The sequence below is a fragment of the Stenotrophomonas sp. YJH_SMC_14-1 genome, assembly GCF_059372275.1.
On record NZ_JCAFVK010000015.1, the window covers coordinates 23,507 to 41,790 of the forward strand.

At 68.3% G+C, this 18,284-nt stretch carries 16 protein-coding genes; all 16 read left to right on the plus strand.

Annotation, left to right across the window (positions count from 1 at the left end):
• The first annotated feature begins 128 nt into the window (after window positions 1-128).
• Window positions 129-1,259, plus strand: coding sequence for a flagellar biosynthesis protein FlhB (flhB, locus tag AC5P9P_RS20040; protein ID WP_111188683.1), 1,131 nt, complete (start codon window positions 129-131; stop codon window positions 1,257-1,259).
• Between the two features lie 44 nt (window positions 1,260-1,303).
• Window positions 1,304-3,364, plus strand: coding sequence for a flagellar biosynthesis protein FlhA (gene flhA, locus AC5P9P_RS20045; RefSeq protein ID WP_174842200.1), 2,061 nt, complete (start codon window positions 1,304-1,306; stop codon window positions 3,362-3,364).
• A 145-nt stretch (window positions 3,365-3,509) separates the two neighbouring features.
• A complete protein-coding gene (flhF, locus tag AC5P9P_RS20050; RefSeq protein WP_285311289.1) occupies window positions 3,510-5,126 on the plus strand; it encodes a flagellar biosynthesis GTPase FlhF in 1,617 nt (538 codons plus the stop codon).
• Window positions 5,113-6,000: a MinD/ParA family ATP-binding protein gene (locus AC5P9P_RS20055; RefSeq protein ID WP_005409532.1), complete on the plus strand. Its 888-nt coding sequence runs from the start codon at window positions 5,113-5,115 to the stop codon at window positions 5,998-6,000. The genes flhF and AC5P9P_RS20055 overlap by 14 nt, the downstream gene beginning before the upstream one ends.
• A complete protein-coding gene (locus tag AC5P9P_RS20060; protein ID WP_005413248.1) occupies window positions 5,997-6,740 on the plus strand; it encodes an RNA polymerase sigma factor FliA in 744 nt (247 codons plus the stop codon). Before AC5P9P_RS20055 ends, AC5P9P_RS20060 begins: the two co-directional genes overlap by 4 nt.
• A 57-nt stretch (window positions 6,741-6,797) precedes the next feature.
• Window positions 6,798-7,190 (plus strand): chemotaxis response regulator CheY, encoded by a 393-nt coding sequence (gene cheY, locus AC5P9P_RS20065; protein WP_005413247.1) that lies wholly within the window; start codon window positions 6,798-6,800, stop codon window positions 7,188-7,190.
• Window positions 7,190-7,795, plus strand: coding sequence for a protein phosphatase CheZ (locus tag AC5P9P_RS20070; RefSeq protein ID WP_010482455.1), 606 nt, complete (start codon window positions 7,190-7,192; stop codon window positions 7,793-7,795). Before cheY ends, AC5P9P_RS20070 begins: the two co-directional genes overlap by 1 nt.
• A gap of 2 nt (window positions 7,796-7,797) precedes the next feature.
• Window positions 7,798-9,627, plus strand: coding sequence for a chemotaxis protein CheA (locus AC5P9P_RS20075; protein WP_049404616.1), 1,830 nt, complete (start codon window positions 7,798-7,800; stop codon window positions 9,625-9,627).
• A gap of 101 nt (window positions 9,628-9,728) precedes the next feature.
• Window positions 9,729-10,469: a flagellar motor protein gene (locus tag AC5P9P_RS20080; RefSeq protein ID WP_005409527.1), complete on the plus strand. Its 741-nt coding sequence runs from the start codon at window positions 9,729-9,731 to the stop codon at window positions 10,467-10,469.
• A gap of 1 nt (window position 10,470) precedes the next feature.
• Window positions 10,471-11,487: a flagellar motor protein MotD gene (gene motD, locus AC5P9P_RS20085; RefSeq protein ID WP_005409526.1), complete on the plus strand. Its 1,017-nt coding sequence runs from the start codon at window positions 10,471-10,473 to the stop codon at window positions 11,485-11,487.
• A 4-nt stretch (window positions 11,488-11,491) separates the two neighbouring features.
• The gene (locus tag AC5P9P_RS20090; RefSeq protein WP_033833123.1) at window positions 11,492-12,274 is read left to right on the plus strand and encodes a ParA family protein; all 783 of its coding nucleotides are present in this window, start codon (window positions 11,492-11,494) and stop codon (window positions 12,272-12,274) included.
• The gene (locus AC5P9P_RS20095) at window positions 12,271-13,485 is read left to right on the plus strand and encodes a chemotaxis protein CheW (RefSeq protein ID WP_111109032.1); all 1,215 of its coding nucleotides are present in this window, start codon (window positions 12,271-12,273) and stop codon (window positions 13,483-13,485) included. Before AC5P9P_RS20090 ends, AC5P9P_RS20095 begins: the two co-directional genes overlap by 4 nt.
• Before the next feature lie 284 nt (window positions 13,486-13,769).
• Window positions 13,770-14,078 carry an STAS domain-containing protein gene (locus AC5P9P_RS20100; RefSeq protein ID WP_005409522.1) on the plus strand — a complete coding sequence of 103 codons (309 nt, stop codon included), beginning with the start codon at window positions 13,770-13,772 and terminating at the stop codon, window positions 14,076-14,078.
• The gene (locus tag AC5P9P_RS20105) at window positions 14,075-14,440 is read left to right on the plus strand and encodes a response regulator (protein ID WP_005409521.1); all 366 of its coding nucleotides are present in this window, start codon (window positions 14,075-14,077) and stop codon (window positions 14,438-14,440) included. Before AC5P9P_RS20100 ends, AC5P9P_RS20105 begins: the two co-directional genes overlap by 4 nt.
• Before the next feature lie 45 nt (window positions 14,441-14,485).
• Entirely contained in the window at window positions 14,486-16,477 is a 1,992-nt protein-coding gene (locus AC5P9P_RS20110) for a chemotaxis protein CheA (protein ID WP_495233060.1), read from the plus strand.
• A gap of 343 nt (window positions 16,478-16,820) precedes the next feature.
• Window positions 16,821-18,284, plus strand: a 1,464-nt coding sequence (locus AC5P9P_RS20115) for an MCP four helix bundle domain-containing protein (RefSeq protein WP_495233061.1), incomplete at its 3' end; no start/stop codon positions are given.

An 18,284-nucleotide genomic window follows, 5' to 3' on the forward strand; every position in this document is an offset into this window, starting at 1 on the left:
CGGCAGCGCATACAGCACTGCGAACGCCAGAATGAGCAGGAGCAGACACACAGTGCTGCCGTTCGCGGCTGACGGATAGCGGCACGGTTCTTGCACGCCCTCCGGCAACCCCTGCCGCAGTGCCCGTGATGTCCGAGAACGAATCCGCCGGCGAAAAGACCGAACAACCTACCGAAAAGCGCCTGCGCGACGCCCGTGAACAGGGCAACCTGCCGCGCTCGCGCGAACTTGGCACCGCCGCCGTGTTCGGTGCCGGCGTGCTGGCGGTGATGGCCATGAGCGGCTCGATCGGCCGTGGCGCCAGTGCCTGGATGAAGCAGGCGCTCAGCCCGGAACAGGGCCTGCGGCAGAACCCGAAGGAACTGTTCGGCCACTTCGGCGACCTGCTGCTGCAGTTCATGCTGGTGATCGCACCGCTGGTGCTGGTCTGCCTGCTGGCCAGCTTCGTCGCCCCGCTGGTGATGGGCGGCCTGCGCTGGTCGCAGAAGGCGTTGCTGCCCGACATCAACCGCATGAACCCGATGAGCGGGCTCAAGCGCCTGTATGGCCCGGAGGCCATTGCCGAGTTCACCAAATCGCTGCTGCGCGTGGCCTTCGTCGGCGTCGCCGCCGGGCTGGTGGTCTGGACCGGCTTCGACACCCTGCGCGGGCTGATCCACCACCCGCTGGAAACCGCCATCACCGATGGCCTGGGCTTCACCCTGCGCCTGCTGCTGGCCACCGCCGGCGCGATGCTGGTGCTGGCCGCCATCGATGCGCCGTACCAGCGCTGGAACTGGATGCGCAAGCTGAAGATGACCCGTGAAGAGCTGCGCCGGGAAATGAAGGAGAGCGAGGGCAGCCCCGAGGTGAAGGGCCGCATCCGCCAGCTGCAGCAGCAGATGGCCAACCGCCGGATGATGGAAGCGGTACCCACCGCCGACGTGGTGGTGGTCAACCCGACCCACTACGCGGTGGCCCTGAAGTACGAGGGTGGCGCCATGAACGCCCCCACCGTGGTCGCCCTGGGCGTGGACGAGACCGCCCTGCGCATCCGTGAGGTGGCCGACGGCAACAAGGTCGCGATCGTCTCCGCCCCGCCTTTGGCACGCGCCTTGTATCGGGAAGGGCAACTCGGAAAGGAAATCCCCGTGAGACTGTATTCGGCCGTCGCCCAGGTCCTGTCCTACGTCTACCAGCTGCGCGCCTGGCGCACTGGCCCGATGCCGGACGCCCCGCACATCCAGGTGGATGAATTCGGCAAGGGGGGCCGCCCGTGAGCGCCCAGCCCTCCACCGGCTTCAACACCCGCCGCGCCCTGGAAATGATCCGCCAGGGCCTTGGCGCACCGCTGATCGTGCTGGCCCTGCTGGCCATGGTCGTGGTGCCGTTGGCCGCGCCGGTGCTCGATGCGCTGTTCACCTTCAACATCGCCATCTCGCTGATGGTGCTGCTGGCGGTGGTCTACGTGAAGCGCCCGCTGGACTTCACCATCTTCCCGATCGTGCTGCTGATCACCACCATGCTGCGGCTGGCGCTGAACGTGGCCTCCACCCGCGTGATCCTGCTGAACGGCCAGAACGGCCACGACGCCGCCGGCAAAGTCATCGCCGCCTTCGGCGAATTCGTGATCGGCGGCAACTATGCGGTCGGCATCGTGGTGTTCGCGATCCTGACCATCATCAACTTCGTGGTCATCACCAAGGGCGCCGGCCGCGTTTCGGAAGTGACCGCGCGCTTCATCCTGGACGCAATGCCCGGCAAGCAGATGGCGATCGACGCCGACCTCAACGCCGGTTTGCTGACGCGTGAAGAAGCCAAGCTGCGCCGCGAGGAAGTCCGCGAGGAAGCCGACTTCTACGGCGCGATGGACGGTGCCAGCAAGTTCATCCGCGGTGACGCCATCGCCGGCATCCTGATCCTGTTCATCAACATGCTCGGCGGCCTGGCCGTGGGCGTGCTGCAGCATGGCATGCCGTTCGGCGAAGCCGCCGCCACCTACACCCTGCTGTCCATCGGTGACGGCCTGGTGGCGCAGCTGCCGGCCCTGCTGGTCTCCAGCGCGGTGGCGATGCTGGTGACCCGCGCCTCGCGCTCGCAGGACATGGCCCAGGCGATGACCGGCCAGGTGTTCGGCCAGTACCGCGCGCTGGCGATCACCGCCGGCATCATCGGCGTGGTCGGCCTGGTGCCGGGCATGCCCAACGTCGCTTTCCTGACGCTGGCCGCGATCCTCGGCTTCATCGCCTGGAAGGTCTACCGCAAGGGCAAGGCCGCAGCCACCGACCCGGCAGCCGCCGGCAATGACGCGGCCGCACTCAACGCACTCGGCCGCCCGGCGGCACCTGCGCCGACCGCCGAACTGAGCTGGGACGAACTGCGCCCGGTCGATCCGCTGGGCCTGGAGGTCGGCTACCGGCTGATCCCGCTGGTGGACAGCAACCAGGGCGGCGAACTGATGGCGCGCATCAAGGGCGTGCGCCGCAAGCTGACCCAGGACGTCGGCTTCCTGATCCCGTCGGTGCATATCCGCGACAACCTGGAACTGCCCGCCAACGGCTACCGCGTGCTGGTGCACGGCGTGCCGGTGGCCACCGCCGAGATCCACCCCGACCGCGAACTGGCGCTGGACCCGGGCAGCGCGCTGGGCACCCTGGAGGGCATTGCCGGCAAGGATCCCGCGTTCGGCCTGGATGCCATCTGGATCCAGCCGCACCAGCGTGCCCAGGCTGAAACGCTGGGCTACACCGTGGTCGACCCGGCCACCGTGGTGGCCACCCACCTCTCGCACCTGATCCGCGAACATGCGCCGGAACTGCTCGGCCACGAGGAAGTGCAGCACCTGCTGGCCAACCTGGCCAAGAGCGCGCCCAAGCTCGTCGAAGATCTGACGCCGAAGGCGCTGCCGCTGTCGGCAGTGGTGCGCGTGCTGCAGAACCTGCTGGTCGAGCGCATCCCGATCCGACAGCTGCGCAAGATCGCCGAGGCGCTGGTCGAACACGCGCCCAGCAGCCAGGACCCGGCGGTGCTGACCGCTGCCGTGCGCACCGCGCTGGGCCGCTTCATCGTGCAGGAGATCGCCGGAATGTCGGCGGAGCTGCCGGTGTTCACCCTCAACCCGCAATTGGAACGTGTCTTGCAGGAGTCCACGCAGGGCAACGGCGCCGCGCTGGAACCCGGACTCGCAGAGCGACTGCACCAGAGCCTGGCCGAATGTGTCAGCAAGCAGGAAGCGCGAAACGAGCCGGCGGTCGTGCTGGTACCGGGCCCGGTGCGCGCCGCGCTGGCGCGCCTGGTCCGCCACAGCGTTCCGTCGTTGTCGGTCCTGGCCTACAGCGAGGTGCCGGAGGACAAGCGCCTGAAGCTGGTCGGAACGATCAGCTGACGCCGCCCACCGATGCGCCAGAAAACAGACACCACCTTCGAACCAACGCAACAGACAGATACCAAGGGGAACCCGCACCGTGCAGACCACCGACCACCCGAGTTCTCCGACCGCCACCCCGCCGTCTTCGTCCCGTGACCACAGCATGAAAATCAAACGATTCGTCGCCGCCGACATGCGCTCGGCCATGAACCTGGTGCGCAAGGAACATGGTCCTGACGCCGTGATCCTGTCCAACCGCCGGATCGAGGAAGGCATCGAGATCGTCGCCGCGGCCAACTACGACGAGAGCGCCGTGCAGCGTGCACTGGAAGCCTCGCGCCGTGATGTCGCACCGCCGCCGGCACCCAAGCCGCGCACCGCTGCTGACGCGGTGATCGCCGCGGTCACCCGCCGCCGCAGCAGCACCCCGGCGCCGGAACCGGTCGCCGCCACCACCTCGGCGGTGGCCGCCCTCGCCCGTGCGGCCGTTGGGGCCACCGGCCGTACCCTGGACAGCGCCGACGAGATCGTGCCGACCCGTGGCAGCACCGGCTTCGCCGCCACCCTGGCGCGCGCCGCCGTCAACGAACCGGCGCTGCCCGAACAGAGCTTCGCCCCGTTCGCCGAGGCCATCGTTGCACCGGCCGCCACCGTGCCGGCCAACCGCGCCCGCTTCCAGATCGACCCGCCGCAGGACATGCATGACGAAAGCGTGGCCCCGGCCGTGCAGCCGCCGCCGCTGCCGACCGCTGCCGTGACCGAAGCGCAGCCCGGGATCGCCGCCAGCGAACCGGCAGCGGCCGAAGCCGCCGGCGAAGCCAGCCCGGCCCCCATGCTGGCCCCGGCACCGACGCTGACCGTGGTTGCCCAGGACGACGCCGAGATCCGCCAGCTGCGCCAGGAAGTGGCCGGCATGCGCCAGGTGATCGAGCGCGAGATGAACCGCTTCACCGACGAGCGCCTGCGTGGCAGCCCGGTGCGCGCCACCGCGCTGGACCTGATGGACGAGTACGGTTTCGACGCCGGGCTGGCCCGCGACGTGGCCATGCAGATCCCGCTGGAGACCGAAGCCCATCGTGGCCGCGGCCTGATGCTGGGGCTGATCTCGCGCAAGCTGCCGATCGCCCCGGTCGACCCGCTGGAAGAAGGCGGCGTGATCGCCCTGGTCGGCCCGACCGGCGCCGGCAAGACCACCACCATCGCCAAGCTGGCCTCGCGCTTCGCCGAGAAGCATGCGCCGCGCGATGTGGCCCTGGTGACCACCGACACCACCCGCATCGGCGCCCGCGAGCAGCTGTACGGCTACGGCCGCCAGCTCGGCATCGCGGTGCACGAGGCCAACAGCGGCACCGACCTGGACCAGCTGCTGGAACGCCTGAAGGACTACAAGCTGGTGCTGATCGACACCGCCGGCCTGGGCCCGCGCGACCGCGCGCTGGCCGCGCAGCTGCAGTGGCTGCGCGCCGCCCGCCAGGTACGCACCCTGCTGGTGCTGCCGGCCAACACCAGCTTCGGCGACATGGACGAGGTGGTCCGCCGCTTCGGCGCCGCCAACCTGCAGGGCCTGGTGTTGAGCAAGCTGGACGAGACCGGCCGCTTCGGCAACGCCCTGTCAGTGGCCGTGGACCACGCCCTGCCGATCACCTGGGTGACCGATGGCCAGGACGTTCCGGAGGACCTGCACCGGGCCAGTGCGGCCAATCTCGTACTTCGCCTTGAAGATTTGCGCCGCGCGGCCGATATGCCCTGCAACCCGGAGTTGAACCATGCCGTCGCGTGAGTACGCCAAGCTGACCAAGACCTTCCCGCTGTCGGCCACCCGCAGCGAGCCGCTCGGCCCTGTGCGCACCATTGCCGTCACTGGCGGCAAGGGCGGCGTGGGCAAGACGAATGTGTCCGCCAACCTGGCGGTGGCACTGGCCGGCATGGGCAAGCGCACGCTGCTGCTGGACGCCGACCTGGGCCTGGCCAACATCGACGTGATCCTGGGGCTGAACCCGACCTTCACGCTGGCCGACCTGGTCGCCGGCCGCTGCTCGCTGGACGACGTCATCGTCGAAGGCCCGAACGGCGTGCTGGTGGTGCCGGCCGCGTCCGGCCGCCGGCACATGGCCGAGCTGGCCCCGGCCGAGCACGTCGGCCTGGTCAACGTGTTCTCCGAGCTGGAACGCGAACTGGACATCATGGTGGTGGACACCGCCGCCGGCATCACCGACGGCGTGCTGACCTTCTGCCAGGCCGCGCAGGACACCGTGGTGGTGGTATGTGACGAGCCGGCCTCGATCACCGACGCCTACGCGCTGATCAAGGTGCTGTCGCGCGAACGCGGCGTGGACCGCATCCAGGTAGTGGCCAACATGGTGCGCGACCCCAACGAGGGCCGCGTGCTGTACGAAAAGCTGACCCGCGTCTGCGAGAAGTTCCTCGCCGATGTCTCGCTGAACTACCTGGGCTGCGTGCCGCAGGACGACTGGCTGCGCCTGTCGGTGCAGCGCCAGCAGCCGGTGGTGAAGGCCTACCCGTCCAGCCCGGCCGCGCTGGCGATCACCGAGATCGCGCGTCGCACCGCACGCTGGCAGGCGCCGACCGAACCGCGTGGCGGCGTCGAGTTCTTCCTCGAGCGCATCCTCAAGCAGCGCGGGGTGGCCGCATGAAAGGCGCAGCCCAGTACAGGGAAGTCCAGCGCTCGGCGGCCAACGAGGTCATCGCCCAGCATTCGGACCTGGTGCGGCGCATCGCCCACCACCTGGCCGCGCGGTTGCCGGCCAGCGTTGAAGTGGACGACCTGATCCAGGCCGGCATGATGGGCCTGATCGAAGCGTCGCGCAGCTACGACGCCGACCAGGGCGCCTCGTTCGAGACCTATGCCTCGATCCGCATCCGCGGTTCGATGATCGACGAGATCCGCCGTGGCGACTGGGTGCCGCGCTCGGTGCACCGCCGTGCCCGCGATGCCGCCGCCACCATCCGCCGCCTGGAACAGAGCAGCGGCCGCGCCGCCAGCGCCACCGAGGTGGCCGCCGCGATGGAGATGCCGCTGCCCGAATACCTGCGGTTGATGGAGGACGCCGCACGTGGCCAGGTGCTGAGCCTGGAGTCGCGCATCGAGGACCAGGGCGAGCTGGACACCGTCGCCCAAGGCGGCCCGACCCCGCAGCAGGTGCTGGAGCGGGGTGAATTCGGCCGCGAGCTGGGCAAGGCCATCGGCCACCTGCCCGAGCGCGAACAGCTGGTGCTCTCGCTCTACTACGAGCAGGAACTGAACCTGAAGGAGATCGGCGCGGTGCTCGGCGTGAGCGAGTCGCGGGTCTGCCAGATCCACGGCCAGGCGGTGCTGCGCCTGCGTGGCCGGCTCAAGATTTTCGAGGCGGCGGACGCCGGCCTGGAAGAATGAACATGCCCGAGGCGGCTGCCCCCGGCCGCCCGGAATGAACAACAAAGGAACTCTGCTTTGAACAAGAACATGCGCATCCTGATCGTCGATGACTTCTCGACCATGCGTCGGATCGTCAAGAACCTGCTGGGCGATCTGGGCTTCACCAATACCGCCGAAGCCGAGGACGGGCATGCCGCGCTGTCGCTGCTGCAGAGCCAGCCGTTCGATTTCGTGGTCACCGACTGGAACATGCCGGTGATGACCGGCATCGAGCTGCTGAAGGCGATCCGTGCCGATGCCAAGCTGAAGACCCTGCCAGTGCTGATGGTCACCGCCGAAGCCAAGCGCGAACAGATCATCGAAGCCGCCCAGAACGGCGTGAACGGCTACATCATCAAGCCGTTCACTGCGCAGACGCTGGAAGAGAAGCTCGGCAAGATCTTCGAACGCCTGGCGGCCAGCGCCTGATGGATACCACGGTCGACAAGAGCGCCCTCGCCCTGCGCCTGCAGGAAGCCCTGGACGCACTCGAGTCCGGTGACGAGGCCGCCTGGCGGCAGCGCATCGACGGACTGGTCGCGCTGCGTACGCAGCCGATGATGAGCGGCCTCTCGCGGCTGGCCCGCGAGCTGGGGCAGGCACTGGGTGAGCTGCCGACCGTGCCCAGCGAGGCCGGTGAGCTGGACGACGCCTGCGCACGCCTGGACCACGTGGTGGCCATGACCGAACAGGCCACGCACCGCACCCTGGACCTGGCCGAGGAATGCCGCAGCCTGACCGAACAGCTGCGTGCTGAAGGCCTGCAGCCGGGCCAGGACGCGCAGCTCGAGCGCATCCGCCACAACCTGACCGAGATCGCCCTGACCCAGAGCTACCAGGACCTGACCGGGCAGATCATCCGTCGCGTGGTCGGCATCGTCCGCCGCGTGCACGAGGGCTTCGGCGCACTCGGCCTGCCGCCGGAACAGCATCGCACCGACCCGGAACTGGCCGGGCCGGCACTGAAGGGACTGGACCGCCACGCGGTCTCGCAGAACGACGCCGACGACCTGTTGTCGGATCTGGGGCTGTAAGCATGAGCGCGGTATCCGACGACATCACTGCCGATTTCATCATCGAGGCACAGGAAATCCTGGATCGCCTGGGCGAACAGCTGGTGTCGCTGGAGCAGGCACCGCAGGACACCGAGCAGCTCAACGCGGTGTTCCGTGGATACCACACGCTCAAGGGCGGTGCCGGCTTCCTTGGCGTCACTGCGATGGTCGAGCTGTGCCACGCCGCTGAAGAGGCCCTGGGCATCGCGCGTGCCGGGCAGGCGGTGCTGCAGGCCCACCACTTCGACGCCGCCCAGCAATCGCTGGACTACCTGCAGTCGATGCTGGACGCCGTGTCCTCCGGCACCGAGCCGGGTTATGCGCCGCCGGACCTGATCGCGCAGTTCGACATGAACGGTGGCACTGCCGCGCCGGCCGCTGCGGCCGCGCCTGCGGCAGCCGGCAGCGACCTGATCACCGACGACGAATTCGAGGCCCTGCTCGACCAGCTGCATGGCGGCAACGCGCCGACCGCGGTCGCGCCGGCGAAGAAAGCCGACGATGGCCTGATCAGCGAAGACGAGTTCGAAGCCCTGCTGGACCAGCTGCACGGTGGCGCTGCGCCAGGCGCCAAGCCTGCTGCCGCCGTCGCGGCGGCCCCCGCCGCAGCACCGCGCCCGGCACCCGCCCCGGCACCTGCAGCCAAGCCGGCAGCCAAGCCGATGGCCGAGGCCGAGCACACCGTGCGCGTGGACACCAAGCGCCTGGATGCGATCGTCAACCTGATCGGCGAACTGGTGCTTTCCCGCAACCGCCTGAAGACCCTGCGTGCACGCCTGCGCGACGAGGAGCTGGACCGCGCCGTATCGACGCTGGACATCGCCACTGCCCGCCTGCAGTCGGCGGTGATGCGTACCCGCATGCAGCCGGTGGGCAAGGTGTTCTCGCGCTTCCCCAAGGTCGCCCGCGACGTCGCCCGCTCGCTGAAGAAGGAAGTGGACCTGGAGCTGGTCGGCGCCGAGACCGAGCTCGACCGCAACCTGGTCGAAGCGCTGGCCGACCCGCTGGTGCACCTGGTCCGCAACGCCATCGACCACGGCGTGGAAATGCCCGACCTGCGCGAAGCACAAGGCAAGCCGCGGATGGGCCATGTGCGCCTGTCCGCCCAGCAGGAAGGTGACTACGTCAGCATCGAGGTGCAGGACGATGGCGCCGGCATCGACCCCGAGAAGCTGCGCGCGAAGGCGCGCGAGAAGGGCCTGATCGACCCGGAAGCCGCTGCCCGCCTGAGCAGCGAGGAGTGCCTGCACCTGGTGTTCCTGCCCGGCTTCTCGACCAAGCAGCAGGTCACCGATATTTCCGGCCGCGGCGTCGGCATGGACGTGGTGCAGTCGCGCATCCGCGAACTGAGCGGCCAGATCCAGATCCAGTCGGAACTGGGGCGTGGCAGCCGCTTCCTGATCCGCGTGCCGCTCACCCTCGCGATCCTGCCGACCCTGCTGGTGCAGGCCGGCGAGGACGTCTACGCGCTACCGCTGGCACGCGTGATGGAAGTGCTGCACGCGCCGCGCACCTCGCTGGGCTGGTTCGATGGCCGCGCCGTGCTTGATCGCCGCTCGCACACCCTGCCGCTGGTCGACCTGCGCCAGTGGCTGGATGTGACGCCGGCCGCGTCAACCCTGCTGACCATCGTGGTGCTGCAGGCCGGCGAAGCGCGCTTCGGCCTGGTCGTGGACCAGGTACGCGGGCGCGAGGAAGTGGTCATCAAGCCACTGCCAAAAGCCCTGCGCGGCCTGCGCGGTTATGCCGGTGCAACGTTGATCGGCGATGGTCGCATGGCACTGATCCTGGACGTGGACGGCATACGCTGAACGCCGCCGGGCATGGCCCGGCGACCCGAAAACTGTGACTACCGTCTGTACGCATTCTCCCGGTGTCTCAAGTCCCATTCATACAAGCCGATACCGGAACCATGGATAGACTCAGCCTCATTGGACTCTTTCTCGCCCTGGCCTCGCTGGTCGGCGGCAGCATCCTCAAGGGCGCCGGCCTGGCGTCGTTGTGGTCGCCTGCGGCGTTCGTGATCGTCATCGTCGGTACCGTTGCCGCGATCCTGCTTCACACCTCGCCGGCGGTGTTCAAGCATGCGTTCAAGATCGTGCGCTGGGTCGTGCGCCCGCCGCACAGCGATCGCCGCGAACTGATCCAGCAGATCGTCGAGTGGAGCAACATCGCCCGCCGCCAGGGCCTGCTGGGCCTGGAATCGCAGGTGGAAGCGCAGCAGGACCCGTTCCTGCGCAAGGGCCTGCAGCTGCTGGTGGACGGCGTTGAACCCGAATCGATGCGTCACATGCTGGAGATCGAACTGGGCAGCCAGGAGCACCAGGACCAGGCCGGTGCCAAGGTCTTCGAAGCGATGGGCATCTACGCGCCCACGCTCGGCATCATCGGTGCCGTTCTCGGCCTGATCGCGGTGATGAAGAACCTGGCCGACCCGAGCAAACTCGGCCACGGCATCGCCGCCGCGTTCACCGCCACCATCTACGGCATCGCCTCGGCCAATCTGCTGTTCCTGCCGATCGCCGCCAAGCTCAAGAGCGTGATCTCGCACAACACCCGCGACCGCGAAATGGTCATTGAAGGCCTGATTTCGATCGCCCAGGGCGAGAACCCGCGCAACATCGAAACCAACCTCTCCGGCTTCCTGCACTGACATGGCCCGCCGCAAGCACCACGAAGAGCACGCCAACCATGAAGCATGGGCGATCCCCTATGCCGACCTGATGACGTTGCTGCTCGCCTTCTTCGTGGTCATGTACGCGATCTCCTCGGTCAACGAGGGCAAGTACCGGATCATGGCCGACGCGCTCACCGATGCCTTCGGCGGCGCGCCGCGCACCATCAATCCGGTGCAGGTGGGTAACAAGCAGGTGCAGGGTGGCGGCTGGGACAGCCCCTCGGTGATCAAGTCCGGCACCAAGATCGGCCCCTCCGCGCCCGCGCCGTCGCACGACCCGACCCTGCTGCCGTCGATGGCCTCGCAGATGCGCATGCCGGTCTCCGTGCACAACCAGGAACAGATCGCCCGTGCCGAGCGCCAGCTCAACAGCATCGCCGACCGCCTCACCGCCGCACTGGCGCCGCTGATCGACCGCGGCATGATCAGCGTGCGCCGCACCGAGTTGTGGATCGAAGTGGAGATCAACAGCGACATCCTGTTCCCCACCGGCTCGGCCGCGCTGGACGTGCATGCACGGCAGACGCTGGCCAGCCTGGCCGAGGTGCTGCGCGACGTGCCCAACAGCGTGCGCGTGGAAGGCCATACCGACAACGTGCCGATCGCCACCGCCACCTTCCCTTCGAACTGGGAACTGTCGGCCGGTCGCGCCGCCAGCGTGGTGCACCTGTTCGCCGACCAGGGCGTGCAGCCATCACGGCTGGCGATGGTTGGCTATGGCCAGTTCCGTCCGCGCGAAGAGAACGACAGCGCGCAGGGGCGCAACCGCAACCGCCGGGTGATGGTCATCATCCTGGCCGACACCTCGCATTCGGTGGATCCGCTTGGCCAGCGCCTCAATGCGGCCACCGGCGCCGTCGACGACAGCACCACCGAACAAGCCGCCGCAACTCCGGCTACCGCCCCCACCTCCCCCATCGCACCGGTGAAGTTGCCGCCGGTGCCGGCTGGCAGCCGCGTCGGCGCCGCCGTTCCCCCGGCAATGAAGGAGTAAACCGATGCGCATCTGGGCAGTCGCCAACCAGAAGGGCGGAGTCGGCAAGACCACCACCACCCTCGCCCTCGGCCGCGGCCTGGCCGCGCTTGGCCATCGCGTGCTGCTGATCGACCTCGATCCGCATGCCTCGCTCAGCCGCGCCTTTGGCGTGCCGGTGGATCCGCCGCCGGCGGGCGTGCTGGAACTGTTCGGCGCCCCGCCGGCCGATCTTTCCAGCCTGTGCCATGCCAGCAGCATCCACGGCCTGGACTACGTCTGCGCGCAGTCGGCGCTGGCCACGCTGGAGCGCCGCAGCGCCAACCAGCCCGGACTCGGCCTGGCCCTGCAGAACGCACTGGCGCGTCACCAGGGCCAGCACGACTACATCCTGCTGGACTGTGCCCCCACCCTTGGCCTGTTGATGATCAACGCGCTGGCCGCTGCCGACCGCCTGATCATTCCCACCCAGGCCGAGCCGCTGGCCCTGCATGGCCTGGACGGCATGGTCCGCACCGGCGAGATGGTCGAGCGCTCGCGCCGCCGCCCGCTGCCGATCTCGATCCTGCCGACCCTGTTCGATCGCCGCACCCGCGCCGGCAACGAGTCGCTGCGCACGATGCAGGATCGCCACGGCATCCGCGTGTGGGAAGACGCCATTCCGATCGACACCCGCATCAGCAACGCCGCAGGCCTGACCCTGCCCAGCGTTGGTGAGGACTACCCGGGCCGCGGCCTGGCCGCCTATCGCCGCGCACTGAACTGGATCCTCGGTGAGGATGCCCGTGCCCTGGAGCAGGCCGCATGAACAGCACCGGCGTACTGGACGACTACCTGGACGAACTGCTGGGCGAAGCGATCGCCCCGGCGGCCGTCGTGCTGCCAACGCCGGACAGCGCCGCCCCGGTTCCGGACAGCACATCGGAACCGGAACGCGAGCCGACCTGGGATGACCTGCCGGCCGAGGTGATCTACGAAACCGACAGCGTCGCCGCGGGGCCTGCCGTGGACAACGCCGCGCTCGAAGCCGCCTTCGAGGCGGCCACAACGGCCGAGCGCGAGCCCACCTGGGACGATCTGCCCGCTGAAGTGATCTATGAGACGGACGCTGTTGCCGTTGCCCCGGCACAGGATGACGCAGCACTGGAAGCCGCCTTCGAGGCCGCCGCAGTGCCGGTCGCCGCTCCCGAGCGCGAACCGACCTGGGATGACCTGCCTGACGAGGTGATCCACGAGACGGCCCCGGCCAAGGCCGGCCCGGAGCCCACCTGGGACGACCTGCCCGACGAAGTGATCTACGAGACCGACGCGGCCGACAGCCATCAGCTCGCCCACACTGACAGCCCCGGTCTGCAGGCTGCGTTCGAAGCCGCTGCTGGTGGTGAGGATGTCCCCACGCCGCCACCGGCCGTGGTTGCGCCCCCGGCACCGCGCCCTGCACCCGCGCCCGTCCCGGCCGCGCGTGCTGCCGCCGCGCCGCCGCCCCGCGTTGCCCTGGATGCCCCGGCCACCAACCGTCCCGGTACCTGGCAGGAGCTGCAGGCGCAGGCGCACCAGCCCGCCAGCAGTCCGCACCCGCAGAACCGCCGCGCCGGCGAGCGCACCTCGCGCTGGCTGCGCCTGCGCTGCGGGACCCAGGCCTATGCGCTGGAACTGTTGAAAGTGCAGGAAGTGGTGTTGCCGGTGCCACTGCTGCCGTTGCGTGGCACGGCACCGGCGATGCTCGGGATCATGAACCTGCGTGGCCAGGTGGTGCCGGTGATGGACCTCGGCCTGCACCTCGGCGCCGCATCGGCAGAAGACGATGCCCAGACCCGCATCGTGGTGCTGGAAGAGGACGGCGAGACCATCGGCCTGCGCGTGTCGGCAGTGGAAGATGTCGCCAACCTCACCGATTCACAGATCGAACCCCCGGATACCGCCCGCATCTGCCAGATCTCCAATGATCTGTTCCGCGGCGTCGCCCGGGTCAGCCAGCGCCCGATGATCCTGCTGGACGCCACACGGCTGTTGAGTTGATCTGGAAAAAAGGGGACGGAGGGGATTAAGTCGCAAGTGGCTCGGCGCTTTGCGCCGAAGCGGTGCCTGTCGGGGACGCAAGGAGTTGAACCGTTGGATCAACTCCTTACGTCCCCACTGCGCGGTCGCCGTTGCCGAGGGGGCTGCAGTAGAGCCAGGTCGCTTGCGACTTAATCCCCTCCGTCCTTTTCAGCGGCGACCGCATCGACGCACCGCGTCGATTCCTCTAAAGAACCCCGCCGGGGTGCCGTTATGGATCACGGAACCGTTTGTCCGGAGCAACGATGAGCACTGTCGAACTGGGTGAGGATCTCGGCATCGAGAGCAGCACCGAGCTCAAGAACCGCCTCGCGCCGCTGGTGGCGCAGGCAGGCGAGCTGACCCTGGATGCAAGCCAGGTCGCCCGCATCCACACGGCCGCCGTGCAGGTGCTGTGTGCATTCGTGCAGGCCCGCCGCGAGGCAGGCCTGGGCACCGGCTTCCACGGTTGCACCGCAACCTTCCGTGACGCCGCACGCCTGCTGGGCGTCACCCAGGCCCTGGGCCTGGACGTAACCCATGACAACCTGAAATCTGTGGAGAACGCTGCATGAGCGCACGTATCTTGGTGGTGGACGATTCGGCGTCGATGCGCCAGATGGTTTCCTTCGCCCTCACCTCGGCCGGTTTTGCCGTCGAAGAAGCCGAAGACGGCGCGGTCGCGCTCGGTCGCGCCAAGGGCCAGCGCTTCAATGCGGTGGTCACCGACGTCAACATGCCGAACATGGACGGCATCGCGCTGATCCGCGAACTGCGCCAGCTGCCGGACTACAAGTTCACCCCGCTGCTGATGCTGACCACCGAATCGGCCGCCGACAAGAAGTCCGAAGGCAAGGCCGCCGGTGCCACCGGCTGGCTGGTCAAGCCGTTCAATCCGGAACAGCTGGTCGCCACCGTGCAGAAAGTGCTGGGCTGATCGCCCCGCACCGCTCCCCTTCTTCGCTTCCGGACCACCACTGCCATGAGCATGGACCTGCAACGCTTCCACGCCACCTTCTTCGAGGAGAGCCGCGAAGGCCTCGACGCGATGGAGGCTGGCCTGCTGGCCCTGGAATCGGGGCAGCAGGACGCGGAGATCATCAATTCGGTGTTCCGCGCCGCCCACTCGATCAAGGGCGGCGCCGGCACCTTCGGCTTCGATGCCATCGCCGGCCTGACCCACGTGCTGGAAACGCTGCTCGATGAGCTGCGTGCCGGCAAGCGCGCCCTGGAAGGCCATGCCGTCGATGCCATGCTGTCCTCGGTGGATGTGCTGCGCGCCCTGCTGCGCGAAGCCGAACATGGCCAGGCCGCAGACCCCGCTGCGGTCGCCGCAGTGAAGGCGCGCCTTGAAGCCGTTCTCTCCGGCCAGGCCGCACCGAGCGCGCCGGCCGCTGCCGCAGCCAAGGTGGACGATACGCCGGAAGCCTGGCAGATCGGGTTCACCCCGGCACCCTCGCTGTTCATGAGCGGCAACGACCCGTTGCGCATCATCCGCGAACTGGAACACCTCGGCTCGCTGCAGGTGGCCGCGCGCATGGAACGCCTGCCGGGCTTCGCCCAGCTCGACCCGCTCGAGGCCCACCTGGCGTGGGACCTGGGCCTGGTCGGCAAGGTGCCGCGCAGCAAGATCGAAGACACCTTCGCCTGGGTACTGGACGACTGCGAGCTGGACATCCGTCCGGCAGCGCCGCCGAGCCTGGCAACCCAGGCGCCCGTTGCTGCATCCCCTTCCACACTTGCTGCCGTCGTGCCGGCAGCGCCTGCTGCGCCTGCCGCCGGCGGTGCTGCCACCCAGGAAGGCGAAACGTCGATCCGCGTCAGCGTCGACAAGGTCGATGCGCTGATCAACCTGGTCGGCGAACTGGTCATCACCCAGGCCATGCTCAAGCAGGTCTCGCATGCGCTGGACCCGGTCCACGCCGAGAGCCTGTTCGCTGGCCTGGACCAGCTTGAACGCAACACCCGCGACCTGCAGGAAGCGGTGATCGGCGTGCGCATGCTGCCGGTCGATGCGGTGTTCCGTCGCTTCCCGCGCCTGGTCCGCGACCTGTCCAGCCGCCTCGGCAAGCAGGTGCGGCTGCGCACCGTCGGCGAAGGTACCGAGCTGGACAAGGGGCTGATCGAGAAGATCGCCGATCCGCTGGTGCACCTGGTGCGCAACTCGATCGACCACGGCCTGGAAATGCCCGACGTGCGCCGCGGTGCAGGCAAGGACGAAACCGGCACGATCACCCTGGCGGCCTCGCACCAGGGCGGCCACATTGTCATCGAAGTCAGCGACGACGGTCGCGGCCTGGACCGCGCCAAGATCCTGGCCAAGGCCACCGAGCGCGGCCTGGCCGTACCGGACAACCCGACCGATTCGCAGGTCTGGGACCTGATCTTCCAGCCCGGCTTCTCCACGGCCGATGCGGTCACTGACCTGTCCGGGCGTGGCGTCGGCATGGACGTGGTTCGCCGCAACATCCAGGCACTGGGCGGCGAGGTCCAGATCGAAAGCAGCCTGGGTACTGGCACCCGCACGCTGATCCGCCTGCCGCTGACCCTGGCCATCCTCGACGGCATGACCGTGGCGGTTGCCGGCGAAACCCTGATCCTGCCGCTGGCCTATGTGCTTGAGGCGTTGCAGCCGCAGGCCGAGGACATCCGCAGCATGGCCGGCGAAGGCCGCGTGCTGCGCGTACGTGGCGAGTACCTGCCGATCCTCTCGCTGAGCGAGTACTACGGCTACGGCAACCGTGCGCCGGGCAGTGAATCGCTGGTGGTCGTGGTCGAAGGCGATGGCCAGAAGATCGCACTGGAAGTGGATGAACTGGTCGGCCAGCAGCAGGTGGTGGTGAAGAACATCGAGAACAACTACCGCCGTATCGGCGGGGTGTCCGGTGCCACCATACTTGGCGACGGCCGCGTCGCGTTGATCGTCGACATCGGCGGACTGGTGCGCTCGTTGCGGATGCCGCAGGCCGCCTGATCCACGCTGCATGCGTGTACTGGACCGCCGCCCTTCGGGGCGGCGGTTTTTGTTTATGCGCGCTCTGCCAAGGGATCCGACCCCATCCCTTCTGTGAACTCCGTCGCCATGATGGTTGCGGGCGCAACTACTTCATCCAAGCGAAAGCACGCCGCTGCAACGCTTTCGCGCTGTCATCCCTACGCAACCGAATGTGATCTGCGTCCATAAAGTCCACGCGGACGGCGCCGTTATTTCGCAATGACGGTCGTCACCGAACCCCACCGGGCACCCCCGTTCGCTCTGCAACCACCCCCGAACCGGCGCACAGACGCCGGCACTCTGCCCACCTGGAGCACCCTGCATGAAGTGGTTCCAAGATCTGCCCATCGCCCGCAAGCTGGCCGTGGGGTTCACCCTCACCACCTTGATGACCCTGATCCTCGGCGCCTTCGCACTGCTGCGCCTGAGCGAAGCCAACGCGCAGTTGCGCGAGATGGCTGGCAACGACATCCCCTCGGTCCAGCACCTGGGCGAGGCGCGCTCGCAGCTGGGGGAATTCCGCACCTATGAACTTGCACAGCTGAGCATGCTCGACCGGCCGGAGAAGGTCGCCGACTACAACAAGCGCATGGACGACACCGCCAAGGCCGTGCATGACGAGCTGGCCGCGTACTCGGCGCTGCCGGCGCTGGCCAAGGAGCGTGAACTCTATCGCGCGGCCAGCGCACAACTGGACCGCTACTTCGCCGCCAACAAGGCGATGCGCGACGCCGTGGCCGCCGGTGATGGCGCTCGGGCCCAGCAGATCTCCGACGAGCAGTCGCGCCCGGCGCGTCGCGACCTGTTCGCTGCGATGAAGGCGCTGGGCACCCACATCGCCGGCCAGATGGACGGCAAGATCGCCGACGCCAACGCCACCCATCGCAACAGCATGATCGCCATCATCGGCTGCATCGTCCTGCTGTCCCTTGTGGCCGCTGCGCTGGCCATCGTCATCTCACGTGCAGTGACCGGCCCCCTGGGCAAGGCCGTGAACGCCATCCAGGCCGTCGCACGCGGCGACCTCAGCGTCACCACCCAGAGCACCGGCAAGGACGAGGCTGGCCGCATGCTGGCGGCCACCGCCGACATGACCGCGATGCTGCGCCGCTTCAGCGAACAGACCCAGTTGATGGCACGGATGCATGCCGGCCCGGACATCAGCCACCGTATTCCGGAAGACTTCCCGGGCGTCTACGGCCAGCTGGCCAGCGGCATCAACACGGTGATCTTCGAACACCTCGATGCGATCGTCGATGCCATTGAAGTGCTCAACCAGTACGCCATCGGCAACCTCGCCCCGGACGCCCGCCGCCTGCCCGGCAGCCGCGCGATCCTGCACGAGTCGATGGACGCGGCCAAGGCCAGCCTGCTGGCCATCAACACGCAGATCCAGCAGCTGGCCTCGGCCGCCGCCGCCGGCGACTTCAGCCAGCGCGGTGATGCGCAGCGTTTCGATCACGATTTCCGCGTGATGATCGAGCAGCTCAACAGCATGATGCAGGTGGCCGACGGCAACCTCGGCCAGCTCTCGCAGCTGCTGCAGTCGATCGCCGCCGGCGACCTGACCGCACGCATGGACGGCCAGTTCAACGGCGTGTTCGCACGCATGCGTGACGACGCCAACACCACCGTCGCACAGCTCACCCAGATCGTCGGCCAGATCCAGGCCAGTGCCTCCAGCATCACCCTGGCCGCTGGCGAGATCGCGTCCGGCAACAGCGACCTGTCGCGCCGTACCGAGCAGCAGGCCGCCAACCTGGAAGAGACCGCTGCCTCGATGGAG

Bases quoted from the DNA above. Each gene is read 5' to 3' on its own strand.
- flhB (WP_111188683.1), top strand. From the start codon at position 129: ATGTCCGAGAACGAATCCGCCGGCGAAAAGACCGAACAACCTACCGAA.
- flhA (WP_174842200.1), top strand. From the start codon at position 1,304: ATGATCCGCCAGGGCCTTGGCGCACCGCTGATCGTGCTGGCCCTGCTG.
- flhF (WP_285311289.1), top strand. From the start codon at position 3,510: ATGAAAATCAAACGATTCGTCGCCGCCGACATGCGCTCGGCCATGAAC.
- AC5P9P_RS20055 (WP_005409532.1), top strand. From the start codon at position 5,113: ATGCCGTCGCGTGAGTACGCCAAGCTGACCAAGACCTTCCCGCTGTCG.
- AC5P9P_RS20060 (WP_005413248.1), top strand. From the start codon at position 5,997: ATGAAAGGCGCAGCCCAGTACAGGGAAGTCCAGCGCTCGGCGGCCAAC.
- AC5P9P_RS20070 (WP_010482455.1), top strand. From the start codon at position 7,190: ATGGATACCACGGTCGACAAGAGCGCCCTCGCCCTGCGCCTGCAGGAA.
- AC5P9P_RS20075 (WP_049404616.1), top strand. From the start codon at position 7,798: ATGAGCGCGGTATCCGACGACATCACTGCCGATTTCATCATCGAGGCA.
- AC5P9P_RS20080 (WP_005409527.1), top strand. From the start codon at position 9,729: ATGGATAGACTCAGCCTCATTGGACTCTTTCTCGCCCTGGCCTCGCTG.
- motD (WP_005409526.1), top strand. From the start codon at position 10,471: ATGGCCCGCCGCAAGCACCACGAAGAGCACGCCAACCATGAAGCATGG.
- AC5P9P_RS20090 (WP_033833123.1), top strand. From the start codon at position 11,492: ATGCGCATCTGGGCAGTCGCCAACCAGAAGGGCGGAGTCGGCAAGACC.
- AC5P9P_RS20095 (WP_111109032.1), top strand. From the start codon at position 12,271: ATGAACAGCACCGGCGTACTGGACGACTACCTGGACGAACTGCTGGGC.
- AC5P9P_RS20100 (WP_005409522.1), top strand. From the start codon at position 13,770: ATGAGCACTGTCGAACTGGGTGAGGATCTCGGCATCGAGAGCAGCACC.
- AC5P9P_RS20105 (WP_005409521.1), top strand. From the start codon at position 14,075: ATGAGCGCACGTATCTTGGTGGTGGACGATTCGGCGTCGATGCGCCAG.
- AC5P9P_RS20110 (WP_495233060.1), top strand. From the start codon at position 14,486: ATGAGCATGGACCTGCAACGCTTCCACGCCACCTTCTTCGAGGAGAGC.